Source organism: Paenibacillus sp. FSL H7-0703 (assembly GCF_038003485.1).
GTDB lineage: Bacteria > Bacillota > Bacilli > Paenibacillales > Paenibacillaceae > Paenibacillus > Paenibacillus polymyxa_B.
Genome location: NZ_JBBOPF010000001.1, coordinates 2,128,157 through 2,145,000 on the forward strand (window position 1 = coordinate 2,128,157; position 16,844 = coordinate 2,145,000).

Sequence of the window (16,844 nt, forward strand, 5' to 3'; positions counted from 1 at the left end):
ATTAAGATTACAGAGGATGGAGAGACAGGAAATTTAGATAGAGAGCAAGGGAGGCATTTTTAGATATATCGGGGTTTGATCAGATTATACAAACGGACACCGTGAAACTGAGAAATTTATTTTGAGTTGCTGTAGTGGGGAATCGTTACGTTGGTTTTCCAGATGCGAAGGTATTTATTTAATAGATTCGTTCCTAAGGTAGAATTTGGAGTCTGTGTATGTAAAGAATCTTTGGGGTAGAGTATGAGTAAAAATCTGCTGAGAGCATCTATCAACTGGGCTGATTCCAATGGTATGCTTTGTATTGGTCAAGCCCCATTTTGTAGACAATGAAAAAGCCCTATTAACTGTAACTGAACTTCGAAAATTTCCAGACCACCACTTTATCATTGAACTATCGTTTCCCGTTAGTTCAATTTTAATTCTACTTTAGTCCCAAAAATTTAATTTCAGTAATTATATGTTTCGTGCTGAGGGTGCTTCTCCATAGACTGGATTACAAAACGCACTTCTACTTTGATGCGAAAATCCATTCTTGGCTAGATCGATACCTTGACGGAGACGATGCTGGAGCAGACAAGTAAATAAGTTTACTAAGGAAACCGTAGAATGCATGACAGGAATGTCATACCTTGCGGTTTCTTTTATAAGATTCGCTTCTGTTTCCAGAAGTAGAGTATAGTAGGAGTAGTTGAAAATATATTCCAGGAGGCTACAGCCATGTCACAGGAGATCTGGATTAACCTGCCGGTCAAAGATGTTGAGAGGTCAACTGCCTTTTTCAATGAGATTGGATTCCATGCGGTGAGCGTTGGTAACGAGAGATCCAAGCTTGCCATAGGCCAAACAAAGATTCTGCTGTTCCCGGATGCGGCGTTTGAGAAATTTACAGGTTCAAAGACCGCAGATACTTCCCATACCGCAGAAGTAATATTTTCCATTGGCGCTGAAAGCAGAGAAGAAGTAGATGCCTTTATTCAAAAAGTAGAGTTTGCCGGAGGAAACATCTTTGGCAAGCCGAGTGAAATTGACGGCTGGATGTACGGCGCAGGATTTGCCGACCTGGATGGTCACCGCTGGAACCTGCTGTACATGGATGAGAACAAAATGCCGAAACGCTAATATGAAAACGCCGGTCACCTGCTTAAGGTCACCGGCGTTTTTTATACCCCCTATAATCTCATATCTGTAATTCAAATCAAAATCGTTGCTTAGAAGGAAAAATTCGGTGGGTTAAACTTATACAAAATCACCTGGATTAGCCCGTATTAATTTATTGGTCTTACATAAATAATCAATATTAACACATATATCTTGCTTAGAGAGACTCGATTCCCCATTCTTTATATAAGTCGTTAAGCTCATGTGATGTCTTTGTAACAAAACTCTTAATCAAATCTTCTTTTAAATAAATTGGGGTAATCTGGGGTTCATTGTCCTTATTGCGTAGCCACTGTAGTTTTATATCTCGGTATTGGCTTACTTCAATTTGAGTTAACAATGGTTCAATACTATAGGCATTTCCTACATAGAGCTTGTTTAGAACGGCTTCCAGCCCATTCTTTTCTCCTAATTAAATTAAATTCCACCTGATTTGACTCAATATTATAAACTTTTCTTATTTCATCTTTTTTTCCTCGGTACTCACGTTCAAAATTCGAATAAACTGTTTCCGTCCATCTTATGTCCGCATAGATATGAGCAAAATACCCCAGTATTTCCAGTTAGTCTCATCATTTAGGTTTAAGTAATACTGGCATCTTTCCTTAAGTACTTCAATACTAGGAAATCTTTCTTCACAAACAAAATGTGTAATACCCTTTTCACTTCTTGTCACATTCCCTCTTACATGGACAGCATCTGGAGCAATACTCCCAATTAAGAAACTAGAAGATGGAGTACGCGAGCAAAGTTCTAAAGCTATCACAAAATGGACCATCGGATAAGGCATTCTTGATAACCTCCTAAGCTAAAAAAATCAATATAAAAAAATCAATAGATGTAGCCATACACCAGCATACTACAACATATTGAAACTAACTAACCCGCCCGTTAGCTGAATAGAATGCCGAATCATGCCGGCAGTCTTATATATTATTTGAACTATCGTCTCCCGTTAACTTAAACTACCTTTGAAAGCTAGCGCCGAGTATACCCATCTACCATAATGATTAAGAAAGAAAAGAGAGAGTTGACTGGCTTCTTTTTGTCTGAATATACCTCGATTACTTTAAAGTGCTTATGTTACTTTAAAGTGTGTACTTCCTATGTATGGTTAGTTGATACAAAATAATGTTGTACAAAGAATAGTACTGAAGGAGCTGAAACACTATGAATAATGAATCTACAACAACACGCAAAGTCGCCTTGGTCGTAGGTGCGAATGGTGTTATCGGTCGCAACCTCATTGATCACCTCATCTCTCTTCCTGATTGGGACGTGATCGGCGTATCGCGTCGCGGTGGAGAATCTAGCAACCATGTTCGATATGTGGCTGCGGATCTACTCAATATAGACGATCTTCACGGGAAGTTAAGTGATTTAACTGGGGTAACACACATTTTTTATGCTGCTTACCAAGACCGTCAAACTTGGGCTGAACTTGTTCCACCGAACCTCGCCATGTTAGTGAACATCGTAGAAGTGATCGAACCAATCGCGTCGGGCTTGAAACATGTCAGTCTGATGCAGGGATATAAGGTATACGGCGCACATCTCGGCCCGTTCAAAACTCCTGCTCGTGAGACAGACGCTAACCACATGCCTCCTGAGTTCAATATTGATCAACAAGATTTCTTAGAACAACGGCAAATAGGTAAGGCTTGGACTTGGTCTGCACTCCGTCCTTCTGTAGTCTGTGGCTTCTCGCTTGGAAATCCGATGAACCTCGCAATGGTCATAGCGATTTACGCTTCAATTTCGAAGGAACTTGGAATACCTTTGCGGTTTCCAGGTAAGTCGGGAGCTTACAACAGCCTCTTGGAGATGACAGACGCTGGGCTTCTCGCAAAGGCAACAGTATGGGCGGCGACCGACGAGCGCTGTGCGAATCAGGCATTCAACATTACGAACGGCGATCTGTTCCGTTGGAATGAGTTATGGCCGAAGATCGCTCAATACTTTGGTATGGAAACAGCGCCTCCATTGCAGATGTCTCTGGACGTTGTCATGGAGGACAAGGAGCAGCTTTGGAACAAAATGGTTGAGAAGCATGGGCTTGCTCGGAATTCCTATAAAGACGTATCCTCTTGGCTATTCGGCGATTTCGTGTTTGCATGGGATTACGATTTTTTTGCAGACGGAACTAAGGCTCGTCGTTTAGGCTTTCACGAATTCGTCGATACCGAAGCAATGTTTATGAACATCTTCAACGACTTCCGCAAGCGTAAAGTCATCCCGTAAACTACCGTTATAAAATAAGAAAGCCGACCTTGTATTGGGTCGGTTTCTTAACTGTTATTTACGTCTGTAAGCATTGGATTAGCCAAAACAGTAGCCTTTCCCTCGTACTTTCTCTCTATATGCGAATCCCCCCAACGGCACATCAGATGTAGGAGTTCCTTTAGACTCCAGCCGTAGTCTGTCAACTCATACTCAACTCTAGGTGGTACCTGATTATAGGAAATACGTAAGATGACGCCTTCTTCTTCAAGCTCCCGAAGGTGCTGCGTTAACATCTTTTGAGTAATTGCGGGAATTAAGCTCTTAAATTCATTATTACGTTTCTTACCGAATGTCAAATGAAAGAGAATAACAGGTTTCCATTTCCCACCAATTACCTCTAAAGTTGCCTCAACTGCAGTGTTGTAAATTTTTCCAGTCTTTTTCACACAACTTGCCCCTTTTCGAATATTTCGACACTGGTCATTGGCAACTCCTGATGAATTGGAGCCATTAAATGTCCCTATTAAACATTATAACGACAACCAAAATATTAGGCTATCCTGCCCGTTACTTCAATGAAACAGGGAGCATTTGCCGCAGCGGTATGCTTCCTGTTCTAAATTCAACTATCGTTTCCCGTTAGTTGAACCCCGAATTAAATTAAGTTTTGCTTACATTCCGTAAAAGTATTTCCCTTCCCTTAACTGGTTTCGTTATATTTTGAACCTTTTTATGCTTTTAGACGCTTTTAGAGTCGCGTATGAAAACTAATGACGGAATGGCAGTAGCGTGAACACCATCGATTTCTGCATAACATTTAATCATTTTGGCACGTTCATTTTGCTGCTTAGTGACTATTTCAGACATTTGATCCTCTCCGTTTCCTCATTCTTTATAGTTCGATTATAGTCCATATTTATCTGTTAAATAGGTGGTAGTGAGAGGATTAGGCAAACATTTGGCACGAACGGGATAACGATCGCTTTGTCATCTGGTGCATAATAAGGATGTGAAGTGGGTGTCTGTTATGAATATGGATTGTAGTTGATTTACACATAATAATTAAAAATACTGGAGGATTTTATATGCAAAAAGTAACTTTGAACAATGGGATTGAGATGCCTATACTCGGTTTTGGTGTTTATCAGATCCAAGATGCAAATGAATGTGAACAAAGTGTTTATGACGCTATTATGGCAGGCTATCGGTTGATAGATACCGCTGCCTCTTATTTAAATGAAGAAGCCGTTGGCAGAGCGATCGAACGTAGTGGCGTGACAAGAGAGGAACTATTTATCACTACGAAACTTTGGGTTCAGGATGGGGCAATGTCCGAGAGAAGTTCTTCCCGATTATGAGTTGACTTAAACTATGGTTTAAGTCGTATGATGTTCCTGTCGACAGAGTTAGATACAATTTGGAGGTCTCCAGATGAAGTATTGTTCCATTAGCGAAGCTTCAGCCAAATTCAATATTCCAGAATCAACGTTACGTTATTATGAAAAAAAAGGACTCCTGCCATTAATCGAGCGTGATGAAGCTGGAAGGCGGTTATTTTCAGAAAACCAGATGGCGCTCCTTGAAACGGTTATTTGTTTAAAAAACACGCATATGCCCATTAGCCATATTAAGCAGTATATTGATTGGATATTAGAAGGAAATAGCACCCTCGAAACCCGGCTTAACATGATGCAGAATCACAAGCAAGCTGTACTCGATGAAATTTCGATGATGACAGAATCCTTAAAGGGAATAGACTTTAAAATTACACGATATACAAATCAGATTCAGGAAAGAAATGAAAACGGATAGAGGAGAGAAAATATAATGAAACTTTCAGGAAATACAATACTCATTACAGGCGGAAGTTCTGGAATCGGTTTAGCTTTTGCAGAGCGTTTTATCAAAGCTGGAAATACAGTCATTGTTACCGGACGACGTGAACAGGTACTTCAGCAGGCAAACGAAAAGTTTCCTAACCTTATTACTCGTGTAAGTGATTTGGATAGTGAACCCGAGCGTATCGCATTGTTTGATTGGGTAACAGCCAACTATCCAGAAATCAATGTGTTAGTCAACAACGCCGGTATTCAACAACGCTTTAATGTACTCAAAACGGATGCGAAGCATCATTGGAATGATATCAGTAAAGAAATTACAACGAACATTGAAGCACCTTTCCATCTATCCATGCTGTTCGCTCCATACTTTGCAACAAAAGAAGAGGCGACGATTATTAACGTCACTTCCGGGTTGGCCTTTACGCCGTTTGTGATTGCTCCGATCTATTCGGCAACGAAAGCGGCACTTCATTCATTTACCATCAGCCTGAGACACCAACTTTCAGATACGTCTGTAGAAGTAATTGAAGTTGCTCCTCCGGCAGTGAGTACAAATTTAGGTGGAGCCGGGCTGCATACGCATGGAGAACCATTGGATGCCTTCGCAGATGGAATATTCAAAGGATTGGAAGAGGGCAAACATGAAATCGGATACGGCACTTCTGTGGCTCGCTTACGCATGTCACGAGATGAAGTGGACCAATACGTAGAAAATATGTATAACGCAACGAAAAACTCTATTGAATAACTCGTTTTCGAGAAAAGCACTACTAGAAAATGCAGACTCGCCACTGTTATGGCGAGTTTCTTTAATATCTTATCCTTCTCAAGCTAAACGGTAATGTCAGGAAGGATATGTTAGAAAGTCGCTCAATAATTTACCCACCCTGGGTTCTGTAAAAAAACAGCATTCAGTTCATTCGCTTTATCGTAGAGTAACTTGCTCGTTCACCATTCGCATCGCTACTTTCCCCAGCACGCCTGCCCGCTTGGTGCCGAAAATGATCAATAACTGCAAAAAATTTTCATCATCACTACAATGCGTAGAAGGCCACCAAAGTAATCGGCGGCCTGATTGTCAGTAATTCAACTACCGTGTCTCGTTAGTTGATACATATTAAACTCAGAAATATCAGCGCGGTCTCTGTTTTATATTTACCTTTTTACCGAAAAACACGGCATTTCTTTTCCTTTATGCAATTTGCGTAATAACAAGGTGTGCGGAAACTGGCCTTGTTCCTCCAGCTAATGGAGTGATCGTGAGTGCCGCGGCATTACCAGCAGGATTTCGAACTGTGAGCACTGAATTTATGACCGTTGTTTGCACAAGAGCCATTCCTACTATTTGAGAAGTACCTGTTGCACGCCCGACCACCGTATAAGCCAGGTCAGCGCCGTTGAGTGTTAAAATGAGTTGACCCGGTTCATTTACACCTACCTGAAACAGAACCTGATAAGTACCAATTGCAGCCAGGTTAAATGAGCTCGCATTTACACGCGTAATTTCAGTCCCACTGATTGGACCATCTTGCGGAAAACTTACGTCCGTGTCGGGAGCAACAGTTGCTGCATTATCAGGAGGCATCAAGGCAAAAAAGTCTGCAAAGCCTAATACTCCACCTGCCGGCCCTGCGGGTCCCGCTGGGCCTGTTGCTCCTGCTGGTCCTGTTAGTCCTGTTGCTCCTACTGGTCCCGCTGGTCCTACCGGTCCTGCTGCTCCTGCTGCTCCTGCTGGTCCCGCTGGTCCCGCTGGTCCTGCCAACCCAGCTGCGCCAATTGCTCCTGCAATCCCTGCCAATCCTTGGGGGCCAAGTGCTCCTGCAAGTCCTTCGGGTCCGAGTGCCCCTATCGCTCCTGCAATCCCTGCCAATCCTTGGGGGCCAAGTGCTCCTGCAAGTCCTTGGGGGCCAAGTGCCCCTATCGCTCCTGCAATCCCTGCCAATCCTTGGGGGCCAAGTGCTCCTGCAAGTCCTTCGGGACCAAGTGCGCCTATCGCTCCTGCAATCCCTGCCAATCCTTGGGGGCCAAGTGCTCCTGCAAGTCCTTCGGGTCCGAGTGCCCCTATTGCTCCTGCAAGCCCTGCCAATCCTTGGGGGCCAAGTGCTCCTGCAAGTCCTTGAGGTCCAGCTTCTGCAATTGCTCCCGCAAGTCCTTGAAGTAATTGCTGACCTTTAGGTGGGGGACACGGTACCCGCACTATTTTTTTAATAACTAGAAGACGTCGTTTCTTTTTCTTACCTTTTGGATGGCAAACAATTGCGGTTTTCTTTTTGCACGATTTTTTTTTATCCAGAAAACTCAACAGTTTCTTTTTTCTTTTCTTTTGGATGACAAACAATTGTGGTTTTCTTTTTGCACGATTTTTTTTATCCAGACAACTCAACAACGACACCTCCCTATAAATATAGTTCAGTGTACGTGAGTTGTTTATTTTAGGCATGGACGAATGGCCGGTTATTCGCTAGACTAAAAACCATTTTTAGAATATTGGGTGTTTAGTAGGGTGATGTTATACCACAAACCACAACACTCTTTCAGTATGATTACATAATTTAAATCATCCTTCACTGCGTCAACCAAAATCACATTTGAGTCTTTTTTTGTACCTCACAGTGGCCGTGTGCTCCCTGTTCTAAATTCAAGTATCGTTCCCGTTCTGTGATAAATACAACAAAGCGTTCGACTCCGTAATATTTTTCTCCTAGGCTCACTATCCTGAACCAATCCTGCTCACATCTTGATCCACCTTGTAGATTCTTCTGGTAAGCGCCTGGTCATCATCGGTCCATGATATTTGGATCTGTTTGCGGGTTTTTGAGTGCAGGCAGTAGAATACCATCGATTAGCGCTGTGAAGAAAGGCTTGTCGAACGGTTTGCGCTGGATGAGGCCGCGAAAAGAAGCCATTGAAGTAATGACCTGGCAAGCCATCTCAATGTCCGCGTGAGCAGGAATTTCACCGCGGACGACGGCTCGGTTCATAAGCTCGCGGTTTACAACAACCCATGGCTCGAAAATCCCGGCTGTTCCTGCTTCGGCAAATTCCGGATGCTGCAAAAAGGAGCCTAGGCCCGCTAGGACTCGAAATTTGCGTTCTTCTTCCGCGATCGATTGCGGCTTCAAAAGCACGAGGAGATCTTCGCGCAAGGTTCCTGTATCAGGCAAGCTTTCGAGCTCAAGATGATTTCGATTCATCCATGCCAAGGCGTCTCGGACTAACTCCGCCTTGGAAGACCAGCGGCGGTAAACCGTCGCCTTCCCAGCCTTTGCTCGAGCCGCGACCATGTCCATTGTCATACCATCGAAACTCGTATCGGCGAGGATGGCGATTGCCGCCTCAAGGATTTTATCATCCCGCGTGTGATCTCGCTTGCGGCCCAATGTTTGCGCAGGCTTTTCTGCCACAACCTCAGATAATTCGCTCCTCTCAGACATTTTCTTTTTTATTTTACTCATAAACTTAGCTCCTTTTAAAATATATATTTAAGAACTTATCAGTTCCGGAACTTTACAGTTTCGATTTTGTGTGATTTAATATCATTATCCCACACCCAACGGGAAATATATAGATGGTACCCCATACCAAAAAGGAGATTACAACCATGCAGGACAAACCCGTAGCCTTGATCACCGGTGCCAATAAAGGAATAGGTTTACAAATTGCGAAGGATCTAGCGGAACACGGCTTCACCGTGCTCGTCGGATCACGCAGCCTCGAGAATGGAGAAACTGCCTCCAAAAGCATCGGTTCGGATGCGCACGCTCTCCAGCTCGACGTTACCGATCAGGACTCCATTGTTGCTGCAGCAGAGCGTATTCGGAACGAATTTGGTCGTCTCAATGTACTTGTGAACAATGCGGCCATATCACACGCAGGTAAACCGGGAGATCCGTTTCCGAGCAGTGGCGCGACGAGCGGTCTTTTGACCGTTGCTTCGCTCGAAGACATTCGTTCGATTTATGAAACTAATGTTTTTGGTGTCATTGCTGTCACCCAGGCCATGTTGCCACTTTTACGTGAGGCTCCGGCAGCACGCATCGTCAACATGGGCAGCACCGGCGGCTCCCTTAGCTGGAACTCCATTCCGAAAAACTCACATCGTGCAATGTTTGGGGCCTATTCGGCGTCAAAATCGGCTGTTCATGCGGTGACACTTGCCTTTGCCTTTGCGCTTGAATCGACAAACATCAAGGTCAATGCGGCATGTCCAGGTTTTACATCGACTGCGCTCAATAATTTTGCTGGCACTCGTAGTGTTGAACAAGGGGCGCGTGAAGCGGTCCGGCTTGCGATGATTGGTGCGGACGGCCCAACAGGAACGTTCTCAGATGAGGATGGACCCATCGCGTGGTAATTATAATTTATACAACAATGGTTAGTAGCCTAAGGGGGATTTCATGATGCGTGTTTTCGTAACAGGAGCAACAGGTTACATCGGTTCTGCTGTCGTCCGTGAACTCATTGATGCGGGTCATCAGGTCGTCGGTCTTGTGCGCTCAGACAATAGCGCTGCGAAACTAAAAGAGGCCGGGGCCGAAGTGCACCGCGGTGACATCGACGATCTCGACAGCCTTCGTAGTGGTGCGGCTGCTGCGGATGGCATTATTCATCTGGCATTCAATCACGACTTCTCGAACTTCGCCAGGGCACTCACAGCAGATCTTCACGCCGTCGAAGCGATGGGGGCGGCGCTGGAAGGGTCCGGTAAGCCGTTCGTGATCACCACGCACGCCAATGGAGTTGCAGCAGAAAACGTAATGTTATTGCTGGCTGAGCGCGGAGTGCGGACATCGATCGTAGAGCTTTGTCCTTCGGTACACGGTGAGGGTGACACAGGATTTGTGCCGAGACTGATCAACATTGCCAAAACGAAGGGCTTCTCAGCCTATGTGGAAGAGGGGAGCAACCGCTGGCCGGCTGTGCACCGCCTTGACGCCGCACATCTATACCGCCTTGCGTTAGAAAAGGCACCCACTGGTTCACGACTAAATGGGGTCGCAGATGAAGGCGTGCCATTTCGCGACATCGCAAGTGTTATCGGTAAACACCTGAACGTGCCTGTAGTCAGCATTTCACGTGAAGAAGCAGACACCCACTTCGGCTTCCTCAGCACACTTGCAGCGCTCGATATCCCGAGATCAAGCGTTGCAACTCAGGAACTTCTGGGATGGCGGCCTGTGCAACCTGCACTGATCCACGACCTCCAACAGTCTCACTACTTCAACAACTGATTGGAGGTGAGACAGAGAATCGATCATGGGCCGCTTAATAAAGCACTCGAGAAAAGCGAAGCAAGACATGGACTAACAACAACATGTATGAAATAGAAGTTTGGATATTATAACGAGATCAACACGAGTGTATACCACACAAAGTGTTGTTATCTTCATTCGCATCAAACTATTCTGGCTAATCGTATTGTTAGGTCACTTCCCCAAGAAAATTTTTCATCTTCACTTATGGTATGGTTCACCGCGTTGGCTGAAGGGGCAGGTTCTCAAAAAAATAGTCTCCTTATCAGAGACTACCCGCGATCTTCCTGTTTGATAATCATACGATAAGCGGTAGCTTTTCCTCTTCTTTCTAGAATTTTTTCAATCAAAATTGCTTTTCATCATTCTTTCAAAAAGGGCCATCCTTTTGCGGGATAGCCCTTTCTTTGATTTCACATTTTTTTGCAAAGTGAATAAGGGGCTGGATTCCTCCATTTGCGCTTTTGCTTACTTTAATATTGTCCTTTAATTACAAAAAACGAGCCCCGGATTGTTCCAGCTAGTTTAGACTTCTGCCTAGCAAACTTAAACTTCCCTTCTAGCTCCTTTGGTACCTCCATCCCCTCAGAAAGCTTAAAACCAACGGCCCGCTTTTTAGGGTCATCCACCGTATACATGACATTGATTGCAAGACCATCCTCATAAAAAACGTAGGTAAATTGGATATTTTCCACTTGAAAACGCGACGTTTCTAAAGGTTTAGCCGCAAACGCAATATCACGTTCTTCTATCAAAATTCGGTTCACATAATCAAGGCTCTCCTGGCTTTCGCTAGCTGGTACAACCGTAAATTCATACTTGTATTTGTTCATAAAATAACGGGCTTCATTAGCACGTAAACCAGCAAGCGCTTCTGCTACAGGTGAAGACTCTAAACCAACCGTAGATACATCTCTAAAATCAACGAGATACGACATTTCCATTCCCCCTCTTCTCTCTTTACGCCCTAACAGCTTCCGCATTTCACCAAAATCGAATTCATTTTCAAGTTGTTGTAGAAACACACATATAGCCAGACTTCAAATTAATTCTCTTATCTACCACATAGTATACCAAAATTGATTCAAGAGAAGATTTTGAATGGCGAATTTGTTAGTTTGTTAAATAGTGTTTACATAGACTGGTATTCACAAACACCGCTTTAAATATTCGACCAGCGAGATAATACGATGCTGCCTATAGTTCCTCGAGGTCGGGAAATTAAGGACTCAGAGTATGTCCTAACAAAAAACTCTCGGCCTGTGCCCTGAACCTCCATTAAGGAGGTTCAGATTCACAAGCCAAGACATTTCCATTCATGATGGTAGCCGTTAGGCCATGTTTGTTTGGGAAAGACCCTCTGCATGGAAGGGGGCGTACCCGCATATGTAAACCAAATAAGTACGATACCTATCTATCATGAAAATATAGATGCACGGTTGAAGAATTATATCGTGCCTATCATTGCGCTAAACTTTGTAACGGTTATACACGAGCGTCAAATGAAAAAAACCGCCGGGGACGACAAGTTGTTGCGGCAGATGATCGCCGCTATGGACGAAGGCTTTCGCGTGGTTAGAGGCCTTACAATATCCGCTAACGCCGGCCGCGCAAGCGTGACTAATCCGCAAACGACCGGCGTTAATGCGCCTTTTTATGAAAATTTATCATAGGATGCCGATCAGCCGACTGGTTGACGGATCCGTAGGGGAAATCGTAGCTTTGAGCTGCGTGTTTCACCTTTGGAAGGAACAGACCCGGGTCCCTACACCCAACTGGGACGAGCTGGAAAAGCGTTTTGAAGCCAAGGTCAACCGTTCATAACTTTTACCCGAGGAGTAATCAACCGAAGATGATTTTATTTCTACAAAGAAGACTTTGATCATTATAAAACAAGGGGCGTTCAGTTGCTTGAATCTCCGAAACTTATCGCGACAGCATGACGCGTTTACCGGTCTATATATTCAAATTAAACTGCAGTTCCAAGCCGCATTGGATCAGATGTCTCCTGAATACAAGGGTGTTTATCGGAGATCTTCATTCTGCGGTGTCGTTGAAAACCTTATTGGAGTTCCCCACCTCTGATGCCGTTCTGAAAGCCGGTGTCTGATAAAAATATAGTATTAGACTGAATTGAATATAGTAATAGCGGCATCCTTGGACTGAAAAAGGAGAAAGTCCTAGACTACCGCTGTTCTTTATTTAACTAACGTTCCTCGTTAGTTGAATAAGCACGCTTTCTTTTATTACACAATATCTTCGTACTGTTCAGTATTTCTATCATTCATCTTTTACTTTTATTATGAGAAGTGTTAGACTAATATAGGTTTTATATACTTATTACCGATTACTAAGATGTGTAATCAATGAAAGGATTTGATGAATGTGGAATCGACTAATTTCAAAGTTATACCTGAAAAACTTAAAGGTAGGACGATTGAAGATGTCGCCATCACTACTAATGCTGTGGTTATTAAATTTACTGATGGTACTTATTTAGATATCTATCTCGATGAGGCTGCACAAACATTAAAGACATCAACAAACAAGCTGGATAGTTAACTCAACACTTTACACTTAGCTATCATTTTCCCAGCTTCCTCCTTCACAGTTTGCGTCAAATGCGACATAAAACCTCCACTTATCTTGTTCAACTAAACTGCCCGTTAGCTCAATGAAAAAAAGCAGCCCCTCATGAACTGCCCTACTGCTACTCACTTCAACAATAGGATGAGTTCATTCAAAGGCTACCTAATTTACCAAGTAATCCAACCACTCGTTCGTTTGTAACTGTGTAGGAGCTCGTATTCTTCACTACGCATCAGTCGTTTCATTTTTGTTCTATACAGACGATAATCATCTTTTCTTGCTATCTTACATTCTTTGTTGTAATGAACACTCTTGATTCCTTTACGGAAATCCTTAAGCTTCTCTTTTCTTGGATCTTTGGGCTTATTATTGATCTCCAGACTTTGCTGTTTCTCATCTTCCCAGAATTGAATCTCTTCCCGTGTAAACATCTTCATCCCCGTTGTGCCGGGTTAGATTTTGGCATTTGAAGCCATGACCTTAGACACAACTAATAGAAGAAGATCTTCGGATTGAACATTAGCTCACCTCTGATTTTATTCTCCCTTATTTTAACATATTTATAACTATCCTGCCCTTTAGTTTAATAAAAAGAGAGCAGACTTGAAGCGCCTGCTCAACATTGTGTGTTATTTAACTATCGTTCCTCGTTAGTTGTACGCCCTATCCATAGAAAGCCTCGTGTGCACCTGTCATATCTGGCATCGTGATATCCATGGTCACCATGTCCAGTTGCTTCTCAGACGAAGAAGACTCCGGTCAGCGCTTCGCTCAAAGCCTATTGAACGGTAAGCAGATTGAAGTTTTGGATCTGGTGCGGTTGCTTCTCTCGCCGATACCAGAGTTAGGTTGCGGGGTGCTGGAGGCGGGGTAATTTCCGATGAAATTTTCTGTCTGCATGCTGATATTGCCTTCAAGAATTGAACTACGAGCTGAAACTTAAGTATATGGAGGAGATTGGCTTGGAGTTTCTACTGCTTGTGATGTCGATAAAAACAGTTTAAAAGTAAAAAAGGAGAGATGGCATAAAAATAAGCCATCTCTCCTTTTTCATATATATAAAGCGGGTAATGGGAATCGGACCCACGCTACCAGCTTAGAAGGCTGAGTTTTACCATTGAGCTACATCCGAAATAGATGCCGGTGAGAGGACTCGAACCTCCACGGTTTCCCTCACGATTTTGAGTCGCGCGCGTCTGCCAATTCCGCCACACCGGCTTATGAAGTTAATGGCGTCCCCTGAGAGATTCGAACTCCCGACCTTTTGATTCGTAGTCAAACGCTCTATCCAGCTGAGCTAAGGGGACTAATAAATGGAGCGGACGACGGGAATCGAACCCGCGACCCTCGCCTTGGCAAGGCGATGCTCTACCGCTGAGCCACGTCCGCAAAAAACAAGATGCGCGTGGAGGGACTTGAACCCCCACGTCAAAGACGCTAGATCCTAAGTCTAGTGCGTCTGCCAATTCCGCCACACGCGCATGTAATACAATGGTGAGCCATGAAGGACTCGAACCTTCGACACCCTGATTAAAAGTCAGGTGCTCTACCAACTGAGCTAATGGCTCGTAAAACTGGTGGAGGATGATGGATTCGAACCACCGAACCCGTAAGGGAGCAGATTTACAGTCTGATGCGTTTGGCCACTTCGCTAATCCTCCAAAATGGTGCCGGCGAGAGGACTTGAACCCCCAACCTACTGATTACAAGTCAGTTGCTCTACCAGTTGAGCTACACCGGCATATTAAGTTAAATGGCGGAACCGACGGGATTCGAACCCGCGATCTCCTGCGTGACAGGCAGGCATGTTGGGCCTCTACACCACGGTTCCAGAGGCAACTCTCTTAGTTGAAAGTAATTGCGGAGGCAGGATTTGAACCTGCGACCTTCGGGTTATGAGCCCGACGAGCTACCGAACTGCTCCACCCCGCGACAGTAATAATTATTTATTTTTCAAATGGTGGAGGCTGAGGGGCTCGAACCCCCGACCCTCTGCTTGTAAGGCAGATGCTCTCCCAGCTGAGCTAAGCCTCCGAATTACTATGACCCGTAGGGGATTCGAACCCCTGTTACCTCCGTGAAAGGGAGGTGTCTTAACCCCTTGACCAACGGGCCATGCAATAAAATAATTCTGGCGGAGAGAGAGGGATTCGAACCCTCGAGACGCTTTTGGCGCCTACACGATTTCCAATCGTGCTCCTTCGGCCAACTCGGACACCTCTCCACATGGCTCCCCGAACAGGACTCGAACCTGTGACAACTCGATTAACAGTCGAGTGCTCTACCAACTGAGCTATCAGGGAATATTGGTGGAGCCAAGGGGGATCGAACCCCTGAGCTCCTGCGTGCAAGGCAGGCGCTCTCCCAGCTGAGCTATAGCCCCATCTAAAAAATCAATTTTGTATGTATAATCAATAGCCTGATAGGCGAAAAAAAATCCCCATTGTGGGGTTGCTTGGCGACGTCCTACTCTCCCAGGACCCTGCGGTCCAAGTACCATCGGCGCTGGAGGGCTTAACGGTCGTGTTCGGGATGGGTACGTGTGGAACCCCTCCGCTATCGCCACCAAACATGAATTTACATCGTAAATTCTACCGTACGGTTATTCAGTTCATCACTTATCGTGTGCATGAATAGCCATGCGCTTGTATGTATGTATTTCTACATACCTTCAAGGTTACACCCTGAAAACTGGATCCGAAACTCATTTGCGTTTTATTTAGGATAAGCCCTCGACCGATTAGTATTGGTCAGCTCCATGCATTACTGCACTTCCACCCCCAACCTATCTACCTCGTCGTCTTCAAGGGGTCTTACATACTGGGAAATCTCATCTTGAGGGGGGCTTCACGCTTAGATGCTTTCAGCGCTTATCCCTTCCGTACATAGCTACCCAGCGGTGCTCCTGGCGGAACAACTGGTACACCAGCGGTACGTCCATCCCGGTCCTCTCGTACTAAGGACAGCTCCTCTCAAATTTCCTACGCCCACGACAGATAGGGACCGAACTGTCTCACGACGTTCTGAACCCAGCTCGCGTACCGCTTTAATGGGCGAACAGCCCAACCCTTGGGACCTACTTCAGCCCCAGGATGCGATGAGCCGACATCGAGGTGCCAAACCTCCCCGTCGATGTGGACTCTTGGGGGAGATAAGCCTGTTATCCCCAGGGTAGCTTTTATCCGTTGAGCGATGGCCCTTCCATGCGGTACCACCGGATCACTAAGCCCGACTTTCGTCCCTGCTCGACTTGTAGGTCTCGCAGTCAAGCTCCCTTCTGCCTTTGCACTCTTCGAATGATTTCCAACCATTCTGAGGGAACCTTGGGGCGCCTCCGTTACTCTTTAGGAGGCGACCGCCCCAGTCAAACTGCCCACCTGACACTGTCCTCGCACCGGATCACGGTACCAAGTTAGAACCTAGATACGATCAGGGTGGTATCCCAAGGATGCCTCCTCTCAAGCTGGCGCTCAAGATTCTACGGCTCCCACCTATCCTGTACAGATCGTACCCAAATTCAATATCAAGCTGCAGTAAAGCTCCATGGGGTCTTTCCGTCTTGTCGCGGGTAACCTGCATCTTCACAGGTATTAAAATTTCACCGGATCTCTCGTTGAGACAGCGCCCAAGTCGTTACGCCATTCGTGCGGGTCAGAATTTACCTGACAAGGAATTTCGCTACCTTAGGACCGTTATAGTTACGGCCGCCGTTTACTGGGGCTTCGGTTCATAGCTTCGCCCCGAAGGGCTTACCACTCCCCTTAACCTTCCAGCACCG

General features: G+C 45.0%; 14 protein-coding genes, 14 tRNA genes, 2 rRNA genes and 2 pseudogenes (1 of these 32 cut by a window edge). 10 read left to right on the top strand and 22 right to left on the bottom strand.

From position 1 onward, the window contains the following. The first annotated feature begins 720 nt into the window (after positions 1-720). Positions 721-1,122: a VOC family protein gene (locus MHB46_RS09125; protein WP_341162149.1), complete on the top strand. Its 402-nt coding sequence runs from the start codon at positions 721-723 to the stop codon at positions 1,120-1,122. 559 nt (positions 1,123-1,681) lie between these two features. Here MHB46_RS09125 and MHB46_RS09130 read toward each other — a convergent pair. After that, the gene (locus MHB46_RS09130) at positions 1,682-1,951 is read right to left on the bottom strand and encodes a hypothetical protein (RefSeq protein WP_341162150.1); all 270 of its coding nucleotides are present in this window, start codon (positions 1,949-1,951) and stop codon (positions 1,682-1,684) included. Between the two features lie 380 nt (positions 1,952-2,331). Between MHB46_RS09130 and MHB46_RS09135 the strand changes: the two genes are divergently transcribed. After that, positions 2,332-3,402, top strand: a complete 1,071-nt coding sequence (locus MHB46_RS09135; RefSeq protein WP_341162151.1) for an SDR family oxidoreductase — start codon at positions 2,332-2,334, stop codon at positions 3,400-3,402. A 47-nt stretch (positions 3,403-3,449) separates the two neighbouring features. Here MHB46_RS09135 and MHB46_RS09140 read toward each other — a convergent pair whose 3' ends face one another. After that, positions 3,450-3,830 (bottom strand): winged helix-turn-helix transcriptional regulator, encoded by a 381-nt coding sequence (locus tag MHB46_RS09140; RefSeq protein WP_341162152.1) that lies wholly within the window; start codon positions 3,828-3,830, stop codon positions 3,450-3,452. 639 nt (positions 3,831-4,469) lie between these two features. On the opposite strand from MHB46_RS09140, the pseudogene MHB46_RS09145 reads away from it, so the two are divergent. The 3 genes and pseudogenes from MHB46_RS09145 to MHB46_RS09155 form a co-directional block, all read left to right on the top strand. Then, a pseudogene (locus MHB46_RS09145) lies at positions 4,470-4,739 on the top strand (aldo/keto reductase); the annotation flags it as partial. Between the two features lie 76 nt (positions 4,740-4,815). Beyond that, a complete protein-coding gene (locus MHB46_RS09150) occupies positions 4,816-5,196 on the top strand; it encodes a MerR family transcriptional regulator (protein ID WP_134902705.1) in 381 nt (126 codons plus the stop codon). A gap of 15 nt (positions 5,197-5,211) precedes the next feature. Continuing rightward, positions 5,212-5,973: an SDR family oxidoreductase gene (locus tag MHB46_RS09155; RefSeq protein ID WP_103049046.1), complete on the top strand. Its 762-nt coding sequence runs from the start codon at positions 5,212-5,214 to the stop codon at positions 5,971-5,973. Positions 5,974-6,417: 444 nt separating this feature from the next. Here MHB46_RS09155 and MHB46_RS09160 read toward each other — a convergent pair whose 3' ends face one another. Next, complete coding sequence (locus tag MHB46_RS09160; protein ID WP_341163713.1) at positions 6,418-7,527, bottom strand: collagen-like protein; 1,110 nt, start codon at positions 7,525-7,527, stop codon at positions 6,418-6,420. A 475-nt stretch (positions 7,528-8,002) separates the two neighbouring features. Continuing rightward, entirely contained in the window at positions 8,003-8,680 is a 678-nt protein-coding gene (locus tag MHB46_RS09165) for a TetR/AcrR family transcriptional regulator (RefSeq protein ID WP_103049047.1), read from the bottom strand. Positions 8,681-8,826: 146 nt separating this feature from the next. Here MHB46_RS09165 and MHB46_RS09170 point away from each other — a divergent pair, with 146 nt between their 5' ends. Both MHB46_RS09170 and MHB46_RS09175 read left to right on the top strand, forming a co-directional pair. Beyond that, positions 8,827-9,579, top strand: coding sequence for an SDR family oxidoreductase (locus MHB46_RS09170; protein WP_341162153.1), 753 nt, complete (start codon positions 8,827-8,829; stop codon positions 9,577-9,579). A gap of 46 nt (positions 9,580-9,625) precedes the next feature. Next, positions 9,626-10,456 (top strand): SDR family oxidoreductase, encoded by an 831-nt coding sequence (locus MHB46_RS09175; RefSeq protein WP_341163714.1) that lies wholly within the window; start codon positions 9,626-9,628, stop codon positions 10,454-10,456. Positions 10,457-10,950: 494 nt separating this feature from the next. On the opposite strand, the gene MHB46_RS09180 is transcribed toward MHB46_RS09175, so the two are convergent. Next, positions 10,951-11,415 carry a phage tail protein gene (locus MHB46_RS09180; RefSeq protein WP_341162154.1) on the bottom strand — a complete coding sequence of 155 codons (465 nt, stop codon included), beginning with the start codon at positions 11,413-11,415 and terminating at the stop codon, positions 10,951-10,953. Between the two features lie 426 nt (positions 11,416-11,841). Between MHB46_RS09180 and MHB46_RS09185 the strand changes: the two genes are divergently transcribed. The 3 genes and pseudogenes from MHB46_RS09185 to MHB46_RS09195 all read left to right on the top strand — a co-directional run bounded on the left by MHB46_RS09185 (position 11,842) and on the right by MHB46_RS09195 (position 13,039). After that, on the top strand, positions 11,842-12,150 hold the full coding sequence (locus MHB46_RS09185; protein WP_341162155.1) for a hypothetical protein: 309 nt from the start codon (positions 11,842-11,844) through the stop codon (positions 12,148-12,150). Positions 12,151-12,339: 189 nt separating this feature from the next. Further along, a pseudogene (locus MHB46_RS09190) lies at positions 12,340-12,572 on the top strand (IS110 family transposase); the annotation flags it as partial. Between the two features lie 290 nt (positions 12,573-12,862). After that, on the top strand, positions 12,863-13,039 hold the full coding sequence (locus MHB46_RS09195; RefSeq protein WP_196765492.1) for a hypothetical protein: 177 nt from the start codon (positions 12,863-12,865) through the stop codon (positions 13,037-13,039). 194 nt (positions 13,040-13,233) lie between these two features. Here MHB46_RS09195 and MHB46_RS09200 read toward each other — a convergent pair whose 3' ends face one another. The 17 genes from MHB46_RS09200 to MHB46_RS09280 all read right to left on the bottom strand — a co-directional run. Next, positions 13,234-13,497: a hypothetical protein gene (locus tag MHB46_RS09200; RefSeq protein WP_231109524.1), complete on the bottom strand. Its 264-nt coding sequence runs from the start codon at positions 13,495-13,497 to the stop codon at positions 13,234-13,236. A 707-nt stretch (positions 13,498-14,204) separates the two neighbouring features. Beyond that, a tRNA-Leu gene (locus tag MHB46_RS09205) sits at positions 14,205-14,284 on the bottom strand. A 12-nt stretch (positions 14,285-14,296) separates the two neighbouring features. After that, positions 14,297-14,373: transfer RNA gene (locus MHB46_RS09210), tRNA-Arg, on the bottom strand. Between the two features lie 7 nt (positions 14,374-14,380). Then, positions 14,381-14,455, bottom strand: a tRNA-Gly gene (locus MHB46_RS09215). 11 nt (positions 14,456-14,466) lie between these two features. Next, positions 14,467-14,547 (bottom strand) — tRNA-Leu (locus MHB46_RS09220). A gap of 11 nt (positions 14,548-14,558) precedes the next feature. Then, a tRNA-Lys gene (locus tag MHB46_RS09225) sits at positions 14,559-14,634 on the bottom strand. 7 nt (positions 14,635-14,641) lie between these two features. Next, positions 14,642-14,727, bottom strand: a tRNA-Tyr gene (locus MHB46_RS09230). Positions 14,728-14,731: 4 nt separating this feature from the next. Continuing rightward, positions 14,732-14,807: transfer RNA gene (locus tag MHB46_RS09235), tRNA-Thr, on the bottom strand. 13 nt (positions 14,808-14,820) lie between these two features. After that, positions 14,821-14,897: transfer RNA gene (locus MHB46_RS09240), tRNA-Asp, on the bottom strand. Between the two features lie 27 nt (positions 14,898-14,924). Next, positions 14,925-14,998: transfer RNA gene (locus MHB46_RS09245), tRNA-Met, on the bottom strand. A 26-nt stretch (positions 14,999-15,024) separates the two neighbouring features. Continuing rightward, positions 15,025-15,100 (bottom strand) — tRNA-Val (locus MHB46_RS09250). A 9-nt stretch (positions 15,101-15,109) separates the two neighbouring features. Continuing rightward, positions 15,110-15,181, bottom strand: a tRNA-Glu gene (locus tag MHB46_RS09255). A 17-nt stretch (positions 15,182-15,198) separates the two neighbouring features. Then, positions 15,199-15,290: transfer RNA gene (locus MHB46_RS09260), tRNA-Ser, on the bottom strand. Between the two features lie 3 nt (positions 15,291-15,293). After that, positions 15,294-15,369 (bottom strand) — tRNA-Asn (locus MHB46_RS09265). A 4-nt stretch (positions 15,370-15,373) separates the two neighbouring features. After that, positions 15,374-15,449, bottom strand: a tRNA-Ala gene (locus tag MHB46_RS09270). Between the two features lie 70 nt (positions 15,450-15,519). Then, positions 15,520-15,636, bottom strand: a 5S ribosomal RNA gene (gene rrf / locus MHB46_RS09275). A gap of 150 nt (positions 15,637-15,786) precedes the next feature. Further along, positions 15,787-16,844 (bottom strand): 23S ribosomal RNA (locus MHB46_RS09280) (it continues 1,869 nt past the right edge of the window).

Excerpts from the sequence above, each read along its gene's own strand:
- MHB46_RS09135 (WP_341162151.1), top strand. The coding sequence starts at position 2,332 with ATGAATAATGAATCTACAACAACACGCAAAGTCGCCTTGGTCGTAGGT.
- MHB46_RS09125 (WP_341162149.1), top strand. The coding sequence starts at position 721 with ATGTCACAGGAGATCTGGATTAACCTGCCGGTCAAAGATGTTGAGAGG.
- MHB46_RS09180 (WP_341162154.1), bottom strand. The coding sequence starts at position 11,415 with ATGTCGTATCTCGTTGATTTTAGAGATGTATCTACGGTTGGTTTAGAG.
- MHB46_RS09150 (WP_134902705.1), top strand. The coding sequence starts at position 4,816 with ATGAAGTATTGTTCCATTAGCGAAGCTTCAGCCAAATTCAATATTCCA.
- MHB46_RS09200 (WP_231109524.1), bottom strand. The coding sequence starts at position 13,497 with ATGTTTACACGGGAAGAGATTCAATTCTGGGAAGATGAGAAACAGCAA.
- MHB46_RS09155 (WP_103049046.1), top strand. The coding sequence starts at position 5,212 with ATGAAACTTTCAGGAAATACAATACTCATTACAGGCGGAAGTTCTGGA.
- MHB46_RS09165 (WP_103049047.1), bottom strand. The coding sequence starts at position 8,680 with ATGAGTAAAATAAAAAAGAAAATGTCTGAGAGGAGCGAATTATCTGAG.
- MHB46_RS09185 (WP_341162155.1), top strand. The coding sequence starts at position 11,842 with ATGGAAGGGGGCGTACCCGCATATGTAAACCAAATAAGTACGATACCT.
- MHB46_RS09170 (WP_341162153.1), top strand. The coding sequence starts at position 8,827 with ATGCAGGACAAACCCGTAGCCTTGATCACCGGTGCCAATAAAGGAATA.
- MHB46_RS09130 (WP_341162150.1), bottom strand. The coding sequence starts at position 1,951 with ATGCCTTATCCGATGGTCCATTTTGTGATAGCTTTAGAACTTTGCTCG.
- MHB46_RS09175 (WP_341163714.1), top strand. The coding sequence starts at position 9,626 with ATGCGTGTTTTCGTAACAGGAGCAACAGGTTACATCGGTTCTGCTGTC.